This window comes from Xanthomonas sp. NCPPB 3959 (assembly GCF_056675575.1).
The window spans coordinates 23,275-34,811 of the sequence record NZ_JBWWVR010000003.1 but is presented as its reverse complement, the minus strand read 5'-3'; the positions used below and the strand labels follow the sequence as shown (position 1 = coordinate 34,811).

The 11,537-nt window shown below is 65.1% G+C and carries 9 protein-coding genes; 7 read left to right on the top strand and 2 right to left on the bottom strand.

The window, feature by feature from the left end; translation table 11 throughout:
* Window positions 1–191: 191 nt before the first annotated feature.
* Entirely contained in the window at window positions 192–1,532 is a 1,341-nt protein-coding gene (locus AC1KVG_RS04690; RefSeq protein ID WP_481093768.1) for a histidine-type phosphatase, read from the top strand.
* 109 nt (window positions 1,533–1,641) lie between these two features.
* The gene (locus tag AC1KVG_RS04685) at window positions 1,642–2,946 is read left to right on the top strand and encodes a jacalin-like lectin (protein ID WP_481093649.1); all 1,305 of its coding nucleotides are present in this window, start codon (window positions 1,642–1,644) and stop codon (window positions 2,944–2,946) included.
* 240 nt (window positions 2,947–3,186) lie between these two features.
* On the opposite strand, the gene AC1KVG_RS04680 is transcribed toward AC1KVG_RS04685, so the two are convergent.
* A complete protein-coding gene (locus tag AC1KVG_RS04680) occupies window positions 3,187–3,612 on the bottom strand; it encodes a type II toxin-antitoxin system death-on-curing family toxin (RefSeq protein ID WP_115037739.1) in 426 nt (141 codons plus the stop codon).
* An 8-nt stretch (window positions 3,613–3,620) separates the two neighbouring features.
* Entirely contained in the window at window positions 3,621–3,842 is a 222-nt protein-coding gene (locus tag AC1KVG_RS04675) for an AbrB/MazE/SpoVT family DNA-binding domain-containing protein (protein WP_006450805.1), read from the bottom strand.
* A gap of 158 nt (window positions 3,843–4,000) precedes the next feature.
* Between AC1KVG_RS04675 and lexA the strand changes: the two genes are divergently transcribed.
* From lexA to AC1KVG_RS04650, 5 genes are all read left to right on the top strand, one after another.
* Entirely contained in the window at window positions 4,001–4,618 is a 618-nt protein-coding gene (lexA, locus tag AC1KVG_RS04670; RefSeq protein WP_481093648.1) for a transcriptional repressor LexA, read from the top strand.
* Between the two features lies 1 nt (window position 4,619).
* Window positions 4,620–5,273 carry a translesion DNA synthesis-associated protein ImuA gene (imuA, locus tag AC1KVG_RS04665; RefSeq protein ID WP_481093647.1) on the top strand — a complete coding sequence of 218 codons (654 nt, stop codon included), beginning with the start codon at window positions 4,620–4,622 and terminating at the stop codon, window positions 5,271–5,273.
* A gap of 9 nt (window positions 5,274–5,282) precedes the next feature.
* Window positions 5,283–6,701: a Y-family DNA polymerase gene (locus AC1KVG_RS04660; RefSeq protein ID WP_481093646.1), complete on the top strand. Its 1,419-nt coding sequence runs from the start codon at window positions 5,283–5,285 to the stop codon at window positions 6,699–6,701.
* A gap of 166 nt (window positions 6,702–6,867) precedes the next feature.
* A complete protein-coding gene (locus AC1KVG_RS04655) occupies window positions 6,868–10,119 on the top strand; it encodes an error-prone DNA polymerase (protein WP_481093645.1) in 3,252 nt (1,083 codons plus the stop codon).
* Window positions 10,120–10,466: 347 nt separating this feature from the next.
* Complete coding sequence (locus tag AC1KVG_RS04650; protein WP_115036552.1) at window positions 10,467–11,285, top strand: HDOD domain-containing protein; 819 nt, start codon at window positions 10,467–10,469, stop codon at window positions 11,283–11,285.
* Window positions 11,286–11,537: the final 252 nt, after the last annotated feature.

The following is an 11,537-nucleotide window of genomic DNA, read 5'->3' as shown; positions in this document are numbered from 1 at the left end:
GCGTTGATCGCCGTTCCACGGTTGTCGGCGGCAGCCACTGCCGCTACTCGGCGCCTACTGCAGGGGTGCCGCATGCAAGGCAGCATCGCCCGCGTTGGCGCTGTTGCCAGCTGCATTGCGCGAGATCTCGCGCAATGCAGTGGGTGCACCACGTTTTGAGACCACTCATGTCATTACTGCCTCGTATCTGTATGTGTTTCTTTGTGCTGTTCGTTGCCGGTCCGGCTGCGTTGGAAGTGGCGCATGCCGCTGCTGCGGCGCCGGAGACGCTTGAAAAAGTCGTCATCCTCAAGCGCCACGGCGTGCGTGCGGCGATGTCCAGCCCGGAGCAGCTGGGCCGCTATTCCGCACGTCCCTGGCCACGCTTCGCTGTGCCGGCCGGGCACCTGACCGCCAACGGTGCGCGTCTGGAAGCGTTGTTCGGAGCCTATTACCGCGCGCATTACGCGCCGCTTGGTGTGTTCGATGGCGATGGCTGCGCCAACGTCTATTACTGGGCCAATCGCACCCAGCGCACCATCGCCTCGGCACGCGCGTTGGCAAGCACGCTCACGCCGGGGTGCACGAACACGGTGCACCACGTTGCCGACGGCGCGTCCGATCCACTGTTCGACGGTGCCCCGGCATTGCGGCAGCCAGCTGCCGCTGCATTGATGCGTGCGGCCATCGCCGGCCGCGTCGGTGGAGATGTTGCGGCCTGGAATGCGGCGCAACACGATGCGATCGACAGCCTGCAGCAACTGCTGCTGCAGTGCGCGCAGCGGCCGTGTCCAGCGCAGGCCGGTACCGGCAAACAACGCCTGGATGCGGTGCACTCGCGCATGGGCGATGCCCACGATGGAATCGCCGGTGTCGAAGGCCCGGCACCATCTGCATCGGGCATCAGCGAAAGCCTGCTGATGGGCTGGGCCGATGGCCAGGACTTTGCCGCGTTGGGGTGGCAAGGCGTGAACGAGGCCAGTCTGCTGCGCGCATTCGCACCGCATCAGGCCGAGTTCGCGCTGCGTCTGCGTGCGCCGACGGTGGCGCGCATGGCCAGTTCGCCGCTGGCCGCACGATTACTGGCGACCTTGCAGCAAGGCAGCACTACCGGTGTTGGCACTGATACTCACAGCAACGGCAACCGCAATGCCAGCGGCAACAGCCATACACCGCACTCCACGCCGATCGGTGGCGATGCACGGCTGATAGTGCTGTCCGGGCACGACGGCACGCTGACCTTGCTGGCCGGCATGTTCGATCTGCATTGGCAGTTGCCCGGTTATCAGCCCGACCAGACCGTGCCCGGTGGCGCGCTGGTATTCGAGCGCTGGCGCCGTGCCGATGGGCAACGCGTGATCCGCTTGCGCTACACCGCGCAGACCCTGGCGCAACTACGCGAACGCCGCGCGCTGACGCCACAGGCGCCGCCGCCGTCATCGCCGGTGTTCATTCCCGGCTGCAGCAGCGCCACACCGGAGTACGACTGCGCACTGCCGACCCTGGCCAGCTTGATCGACGCCGCAATCGACCCGCATTACCTGAGCGAATGACGCTGCACGCGCCGGCCACGACCGGCGCGTGTAGTTGCATCGGCGCATGAGCGCCGTTTCTCTGGCCACCGTGCCAGCCGCTGTTTTTCACCACTGCAAGAGGCGATTTATGCTCCACCAGCTACGTACTCTCGTCAGTCTCGGAATCACGCTCGGTCTTGCCTGTGCAAGCATCGCCCAGGCACAAACAAACGTCGGCGTCCTCGACGTGCTGACTTACAACGTCGCCGGCCTGCCCGAAGGGCTGTCCAGCGGAACGCCGGCCACCAACACCGCACTGCTGGCGCCGAAACTGGCACCTTACGGCCTGGTCAATGTGCAGGAAGACTTCAACTACCACGCCACGTTGTACGCGGGGGATGCGCATCCGTACCGCACCGCCACCAGTGGCGGCGCTGCCTTCGGCGACGGGCTCAATACGCTCAGCAACTATCCCTTCAGCGACTTCACCCGGATCAAGTGGAATCAGTGCAACGGCACCGACTGCCTGACCCCGAAGGGTTTCAGTTACATGCGCGTGCGCCTGGCCGATGGCGTGTTGCTGGATGTCTACAACGCGCATCCCAATGCCGGTGTCGAAGCGGGCGATCTGTCCGCACGCCGTGCCAATATCGGCCAGCTGGCGCAGTTCATCCAGACCTGGTCGGCCGGTAACGCGGTGCTGGTGATGATGGATTCCAACACGCGTTACACCCGCAGCGACGACAATATCCGCGAGCTGATCGCCTCCAATGGGCTGACCGATGCGTGGGTGGAATTGATCAAGGGCACAGCACCGGCGGCTGGCGCCGCACCGCTGCTGTGCGGCACGCCACCCACCAACAGCTGCGAGGTGGTCGACAAGATCCTGTACCGCGATGCGCCGCAACTGACCCTGGTGGCCAACCGCTATCAGCTCGATGGCGGCGGCTTCTACGACAGTGCAGGCAAGCCCCTGTCCGACCATTACCCACTGCATGCGCAGTTCGGTTGGGCAGTGGGCGATCGACTGCGCACCAGCGACCAGTTCGGTGGCCCGCACGGTATCCCGTTCAACGACCTGGCCGGCAACACCGGCGGTCGCCCGCTCAGCGGGGTGACCCTGCGCGGCGGCGCGCGTCTGGATGGCCTGGGTGTGATCCTGGACAGCGGCAAGCTGCTCGCGCACGGCGGCAGTGGTGGGCAGGCGACGACGTTGTCGCTGGGTGCCAACGAAACGCTGGCTTCGGCAACTTTCAGCGTAGGCAAGTACAACGACCGCACCCGCGTGTTCTCACTGAGCCTGCGCACCAACAAAGGCCGCAGCGTGCAGGTGGGCACACCGAGCAGCGAGACCTATACGCTGACCGCGCCGAGCGGCTGGCATATCGCCGGTTTCACCGGCCGCGCCGGCGACGAGATCGACAAATTGGGTGTGGTGTATGCGAAGGACTGAGCGTAGCTGACGCAACAGACTGCGTAACGAGCGTAACGCGTTGCGTAGCAGCGGCACGGCCAGGGATGGCCAGTGTTGCGTGAGCGGCTGCAGGCCCATGCTTCAGCGATATTGACGCCGTGCTTGCTTGCATTCTTCACTGTGCACAGTGCAACGAGACCGCTGATGACGGGAGTAGAAACGCGCTGCACGGCTGCATGGGACGAGCGCAAAGCAGAGTGCTATCAGCCGGAGGGATGCTCAGCCATAGGTGGGTCGTGTCTCATGGATATGCCGGTCGTCACGCAAGCGCACCCTTGCCCGTAGCCACTGCGCAAACTGCTTCTCGCTCCAGGCGCCATCGGCCAATTGCATCATGGCGACGTACTTGTCTTCTTGCGATGCAATGAGCTCAGCACCATTGAGTCCAAGAAAGACGCGATAGCAGACATGGGCGGTGCGCTTGTTGCCATCCACAAACGGGTGATTGCGTGCCAGCCCATAGGCCAGGCTCGCAGTCAGTTCCACCAGGTCGGGCGGGGGATCGCCGTAGGAGAACAACTGTTGCGGGCGTGTCAGCGCCGAATCCAGCAAGGCTTCATCACGCACGCCAGTTGCGCCACCGTGCTCGCTCAACTGACGTTCGTGTATTGCCAAGGCAAGCGCGCGCTCGATCCAGACGACCATGCGGGTGTTCATTTGGCCAACTTGTGCAGCACCTGCCGATCCTCGCGCATCACCTGCTCGGCCACCTCCATCTGCGCGGCCAGGGTAGGGTCGAACGCGGTCAACTTGATGCCGTCGGGCGTTTCCAGCGCATACAGTTCGTCGCCCTTGCCCAGGCGCAGACGGGCCAGCAGTTCCTTGGGCAGGATGACGCCGGCGGAATTGCCGATGGAGGTGATCTTGAGTTTCATGGCGGCGCCCCTTGTTATTACGTGAGTTATAACTCGGGGCCCGGTCTGTCGCAAGCTCGCCCGCTGAATCGGCTCAGCAAGCTGAGTTGGCCAATCTCGCCTGCTGCGACCGAGGGGTGTACAAATGTACACCTAGTCCCGGCTGGCCGTTTTCTCCTATGGAATCTCTCTCTCCCAAACGTGCGGCGGTGCTGGCCTTCCTGCAGGAACAGGCACGCGCAGGGGTGTCGCCCAGCCTGGCCGAGATTGCGCAGGCGTTCGGCTTCGCCTCGCGCAATGCCGCGCAAAAGCACGTGCAGGCACTGGCCGAGGCCGGGTTGATCGAGCTGCTGCCCAATCAAAAGCGCGGTATCCGGGTGCCAGGCCGGATGAGGCCTGATCCGGCGCGCAATGCGGTGCTGGCCTTGCCGGTGCTGGGGCGGGTGGCGGCCGGTGTGCCGATCGGGGCGGATATCGGGCTGGATCGTCAGCTGTGGCTGGACCGCGCGCTGTTCTCGCTGCGTCCGGATTATCTGTTGCAGGTGCAAGGCGACTCGATGATCGACGACGGCATTCTGGACGGCGATCTGGTGGGCGTGCATCGCAGCAACGATGCGCGCGATGGGCAGATCGTGGTGGCACGTGTGGATGGCGAGATCACCATCAAACGACTGGAGCACGGCGACGAGCGCATCCGCCTGTTGCCACGCAACCGCGCGCATGCGCCGATCGTGGTGGCGGCCGATGCCGACTTCGCGATCGAAGGGCTGTACTGCGGTCTGATCCGGCAGGGTTGAGATGAGCCAGGAGCCCGCGCGCATCAGGCAGGACGGCAACGCGGCAGTCGCACTGCCGCTGGACGCCCTGCTGGCCACGCGCACAGTCTGGCGCGCAGGTCACGGCACGGCCATTGCCCATGGCGGCGAATCCACCGGGCATGCCGCACTGGATGCGCTGCTGCCCGATGGTGGCTGGCCGCGGCGGGCACTGACCGAATTGCTGTTGCCCGCGCACGGCGTAGGCGAGATCGCATTGTTGTTGCCCACGCTGGCGCGCATGACCGGCGCCAGCAGTCGCGTAGTGTTGGTGGCGCCTCCGTTCATTCCCTACGCATCTGCCTGGCAGGCGGGTGGAGTGGTGCTGGAACATCTGGAAGTGGTGCAGGCCGAGCCGCGCGACGCCTTGTGGGCGTTCGAACAATGCCTGCGCAGCGGTGCCTGCGCGGCGGTATTGGGCTGGCCGCAGACCGGCGATGCGCGCGCGTTGCGGCGGCTGCAAGTCGCCGCCGACAGCGGCAATTGCTGCGCCTTCGCGCTGCGCGACCGCAAGCATGCGGTCAATGCATCGCCGGCCGCCTTGCGGCTGGAATTTCTGCCCGAGCGCGATGCCTGGCAGGTGCGCAAGTGCCGCGGTGGGCAGGTCCCCTCGCAGCCGTTGCGGCTGGCGCATTGAGGCGCGCGCATGTTGTGGGCCTGCATACTGCTGCCGCAGCTGGCGCTGGACGCCGTCCTTCGGCGTCTGGAAGAGCCGCAGGCGCCGCTGGTGTTGGTGGAAGGGCCGGCGCAGTTACGTAGCCTGCATTCGGTCAACGCAGCGGCGTCCGCAGCCGGTTTGAAAGCAGGGATGCGGCTGTCGGCGGCGCATGCGCTGATGGCCGATGTGCACACCATCGATTACGACGCGCAGGCTGAGGCGCGCACGCAGCGGTTTCTTGCGGCCTGGGCGTATCGGCATAGTTCGCTGGTGAGCCAGCAATGGTCGCGCGCCATCGTGCTGGAAGCCGGCGCCAGTTTTCGGTTGTTCGGTCCGTGGCCGCGTTTCGAGCGCCGCCTGCGCGATGAGCTGCAGGCGTTGGGCTTCCAGCACCGGCTTGCACTGGCGCCCACGCCGCGCGCCGCACGCGTGCTGGCCGGCTTGCGTGATGGCATGGTCGTGACGCAGTTGCCGGCCTTGCACAGCACGCTCGACAAAGTGCCGGTACGCCGTGCCGCCTTGCCTGACGATGTGGGTGAGCGCCTGCAGCACATGGGCGTGCGCACGCTGGCTGCGGTGCGGGCGTTGCCGCGCGATGGGCTGCGCCGGCGTTTCGGTGCGGGTTTGCTCGATCACCTGGACCGCCTCTACGGCCAGGTCGACGACCCCTTGGAGTGTTACGCACCGCCAGATCATTTCGACCAGCGTGTGGAACTGGGCTACGAGGTGGAAATGCATCCGGCGCTGCTGTTTCCGCTGCGGCGTTTGATCGGCGATCTGTGCACGTATCTGTCCATCCGCGATGGCGGCGTGCAACGGTTCTTGCTGCGACTGGAGCACGAACAAGGCGCCACCGATGTCGAGATCGGCCTGCTGACGCCGGAGCGTGCGCCCACGCTGTTGTTCGAGCTTGCACGCAACCGGCTGGAGCGGGTGGAGATCCCGCGCCCGGTAGTGGCGATGCGCCTGCTGGCGCGGCAGCTGCCACCGTTCGTGCCGGCCATGCGCGATCTGTTCGATCAGCGTGCGCAGCAATCGGTGGAGTGGCCGCAGCTGCGCGAGCGCCTGCGTGCGCGGCTGGGCGATGAGGCGGTGTATCGCGTGCTGCCGGCCAACGACCCGCGCCCGGAACGCGCATGGCGGCGCGCTATCGGCGATGCGGTGCGCGAAACCGATGCACCACCGCGCCCGCCGCGCCCCACCTGGTTATTGCCACAGCCGGTGCCCTTGCACGATGCGCAGTTACGCATCGTCTCCGGCCCGGAGCGATTGGAAAGCGGCTGGTGGGACGACGACGAAGCACGTCGCGATTACTACGTGGTGGAGACCGCACGCGGACGCCGGGCCTGGGTATTTGCCGCGCCGGGCCGTGTCGAAGGCTGGATGCTACATGGGTGGTTCGCATGATCCGACGCATGCCCCTGCGGCAACCGAGCACTGCTTGTCGGGCTGGTCACCGCAGCGGTGCCGCAAGCATCCGATGCCACGCAGGGAAAGAGCAGCTGCAACGAGGCGATCTGCGGCTCACTGGACAGATGGTGTGGTGGCAGCGCGATATTGAAGATGTGCGCCCATGAGCTGGGACGACGCCGTAGACGGTGTTGACCGCGATACGCCCGGCGGGCGCATGCCGCGTGCGTGGAATGTGGCAGCGCGATTGCGCGCGGCCAATGACGACATCAGCCATGCGGCGGTGGCCGATGGCCTGCCTGCGTATGCCGAACTGCATTGCCTGTCGGACTTCTCGTTCCTGCGCGGCGCCTCCAGTGCCGAGCAGTTGTTCGCACGCGCGCAGCACTGCGGTTACAGCGCGCTGGCCATCACCGACGAATGCTCGCTGGCCGGCATCGTGCGCGGCCTGGAAGCCTCGCGCGCCACCGGCGTGCGCTTGATCGTCGGCAGCGAATTCACCCTGGTCGATGGCACCCGCTTTGTGCTGCTGGTGGAAAACGCGCATGGTTATCCGCAACTGTGCGCGCTGATCACCACCGCGCGCCGTGCAGCAAGCAAGGGCACATATCGGTTGGGGCGTGCCGAGGTGGAAGCGCAGTTTCGCGATGTCGCACCCGGCGTGTTCGCGGTGTGGATGCCCGGCGCGCAGCCGCAGGCCGAGCAGGGTGCCTGGTTGCAACAGGTCTTCGCCGAGCGTGCATTCCTGGCGGTGGAACTGCATCGCGAACAGGACGATGCCGCGCGGTTGCTTGCCTTGCAGTTACTGGCGCAGCAGCTGGGCATGAGCGCGCTGGCCAGCGGCGATGTGCATATGGCGCAGCGCCGCGAGCGCATCGTGCAGGACACCTTGACCGCCATCCGCCACAGCTTGCCGTTGGCCGAGTGCGGCGCGCACCTGTTCCGCAACGGCGAGCGCCATTTGCGCACGCGCCGGGCCCTGGGCAACATCTATCCGGATGCGCTGTTGCAGGCCAGCGTTGGGTTAGCGCAGCGCTGTACCTTCGATATTTCCAAGCTTGAATACACCTATCCGCGCGAACTGGTGCCGGAAGGGCATACGCCGGCGAGCTATCTGCGGCAGCTCACCGAAACAGGCATGCGTGAGCGGTGGCCGAATGGAACGCCGGCAAAGGTACGCGCCGACATCGAAAAGGAATTGGCGCTGATCGCCCACAAAAATTACGAAGCATTCTTTCTCACCGTGCAAGATGTGGTGCGCTTCGCACGTGATCAGCACATCCTGTGCCAGGGCCGTGGGTCTTCGGCCAATTCGGCGGTGTGTTATGCGCTGGGTATCACCGCAGTCAATCCGGATGAAACCCGTTTGCTGATGGCAAGGTTTCTCTCCGAAAAACGCGACGAGCCACCGGATATCGACGTCGATTTCGAGCACGAGCGGCGCGAGGAAGTGCTGCAGTACGTCTACACCAAATACGGCCGTGAACGCGCTGCGCTGGCGGCGACAGTGATCTGCTATCGCGGTAAAAGCGCGGTGCGCGACGTGGCCAAGGCGTTCGGTCTGCCACCGGACCAGATCGCCTTGCTGGCCAATTGCTATGGCTGGGGCAATGGCGAAACGCCGATGGAGCAGCGCATCGAAGAAGCCGGATTCGATCTGGCCAATCCACTGATCAACAAGATTCTTGCGGTAACCGAACACCTGCGCGATCACCCGCGGCATCTGTCCCAGCATGTCGGCGGATTCGTCATCTCCGACGAACCCTTGTCGCTGCTGGTGCCGGTAGAAAACGCGGCAATGGCCGATCGCACCATCATCCAGTGGGACAAGGACGATCTGGAAACCATGAAGCTGCTCAAGGTCGATTGCCTGGCGCTGGGCATGCTCACCTGCATCCGCAAGACATTGGAGTTGGTGCGCGGCCATCGCGGGCGCGATTACACCATCGCCACGCTGCCAGGCGACGACAAGCCGACCTACAAGATGATCCAGCGCGCCGACACGGTGGGCGTATTCCAGATCGAATCGCGTGCCCAGATGGCGATGCTGCCGCGGCTCAAGCCTGCGGTGTTCTACGATCTGGTGATCGAAGTGGCGATCGTGCGGCCCGGGCCGATCCAGGGCGACATGGTGCACCCGTATCTGCGCAGGCGTCAGGGCCGCGAAGAAGTGAACTACCCGTCGCCGGAGGTGGAAGATATTCTCAAGCCGACGCTTGGTGTTCCGCTATTTCAGGAGCAGGTGATGGAGCTGCTGATGCATGCCGCCGAATACACAGAGAGCGAAGCGGACAATCTGCGTCGTTCAATGGCAGCGTGGCGCCGTGGCGGTGACATGGAGCAGCACCGCACGCGCGTGCGCGAACGCATGCAGAACAGAGGCTACGCCTCCACCTTCATCGACCAGATCTTCGAGCAGATCAAAGGCTTCGGCTCCTACGGCTTCCCGCAAAGCCACGCCGCCTCGTTCGCTAAGCTCGTCTACGCCAGCTGCTGGCTCAAACGTCACGAACCTGCAGCCTTCGCCTGCGGCTTGCTCAATGCGCAGCCGATGGGCTTCTATTCGGCCAGCCAGATCGTGCAGGACGCGCGCCGCGGCAGTCCTGAGCGCGCGCGCGTGGAGGTGTTGCCGGTGGATGTGCTGCATAGCGTCTGGGACAACACGCTGGTCGGTGGCCGGCCATGGTGTAGCGACGAAGACCCTGGCGAACAACCGGCGATCCGTCTGGGCATGCGTCAGGTCGCTGGATTATCGGAAGTGGTGGCAAAGCGCATTGTTGCCGCACGCGCGCAACGGGGCTTCGCCGATATCGGAGATCTGTGCCTGCGCGCCGCACTCGACGAGAAGGCGCGCCTCGCTCTGGCCGAGGCCGGCGCCTTGCAAGGCATGGTAGGCAATCGCAATGCCGCGCGCTGGGCGATGGCCGGCGTGGAAGCGCGGCGGCCGCTGCTGCCTGGTAGCCCCGAAGAGCGCCCGGTGGAATTCGAGGCGCCGCGCGCAGGCGAAGACATCCTGGCCGATTACCGCTCGGTCGGCCTGAGCCTGCGCCAGCACCCGATGGCGCTGCTGCGGCCGCAGATGCGGCAGCGACGCATCCTCGGCCTGCGTGAACTACAAGGCCGCAGCCACGGCAGCGGTGTGCATGTCGCCGGCCTGGTCACCCAGCGCCAGCGCCCGGCCACTGCCAAGGGCACCATCTTCGTCACCCTGGAAGACGAACACGGCATGATCAACGTCATCGTCTGGTCGCACCTGGCGCTACGCCGCCGCCGCGCACTGCTGGAATCGCGCCTGATGGCGGTGCGCGGCCGCTGGGAACGCGTGGATGGCGTGGAGCACCTCATCGCCGGCGATCTGTACGACCTCAGCGAGCTGCTCGGCGAAATGCAACTGCCCTCGCGCGATTTTCATTGAGTATTTGCCGGCAAAATCGACCAACACCGGCATCGCGTTACGGTCACGATTCCAGACCTAGTCTATCGGCATCCATCATCCGCAGTTGTGGCCGTCCTCGACCACATTGCCCAGCTGCCAGCATCGCCGCATGGCGCTGTGTTCGCTGTGGCGTTGCAGTGTTCCATGCGCGACGCGCGTCGCCCTGCGCAGGCGCGCAAAATCCAATGGCGCTGCGGCTTGGCGCCCAGTGATGGCGATGGCGTGGTCACGCCAGGGCATGCAGCGGGCTAGTGACTTTCAAGCGGCCTGTACGACACCATGGCGGGCGCAGTTGCGCTGACCCATTCCTTTCCCACGAGGCGATCATGAAGTTGGAGGTTTTGTTTGACCAGTTGCATACCTTGCCCACGGTGCCCAAGGTGGCGCAGGACCTGATTCGTCAGTTCGATGATCCGAACACCAACATCGATGCGTTGGCGCACACCATCGAGCGCGATCCGGTGATCGCCGCCAAGGTGTTGCGGCTGGCCAATTCGGCGCGCTTCCATGGCCTGCGCGATTCCACCAGCGTCGAAGACGCGGCGATGCGGTTGGGCTTCAACACGCTGCGCACGTTGGTGCTGGCCTCGTCGATGACCGGCGCGTTTCATGCCGGCCCCAGTTTCGATCTCAACGCCTTTTGGCGGCACAGTTTCGGCGTGGCCGGCATCTGCCGCTTGCTGGCGCGCCAGCACGGGCTCGATCCGGAAACCGCGTTTACCTGCGGCATGATGCACAACATCGGCGAGCTGCTGATCCAGTCCGGCGCGCCGGAATACGCCAGCCGCATCAATCACGACACTTCCTCTGCCGGTCATGCGGCCGAAGAAACCCTGCAGTTGGGGTTTGGTTACCCGGAAGTGGGCGCCGAGCTGGTGCGTCGCTGGCAGTTGCCTGCGGTCATCCAGCAAGCCATCGCCTATCAGGTCCGCCCGGCCGCCGCACCGGAAGGCGCGTTGATGCCGCTGCTGCTTGCCCAGGCCGTGCATGTGTCCGACGCACTGCGCGCGCACGATGGCGACATCCCGGCGGCACTGGAATCGGCGCGCGGGCCATTGATGGACACAGTGGATCTGGACGCGTTGTTCGCCGAGCTGCCGGAGGTGATTGAGGCCTACCTGGCGTTTGCCGAAGCGCTGCGTTGAGCGAGAAGTTGCAGTGATGCGATAAGGCGCACTGCGATCAGACCGGCGCGCTGACGCAACACAAGCGCGCCGGTACCCGAGTGATCCATGCGCCGCCGATCGCCAGCCGCGTTCGCCTGATCAAGACGCGGTCGTTTTTGCAAGCAGTCACCAGTCACTGCAGTACGCGTCCTGCAAGCCAGGCGCGTGCTGCGGTCGATTCGATCGTGCAGTGCGCTCCTGACTCTCCCGGTGCAACGTCCCGCGTACTCC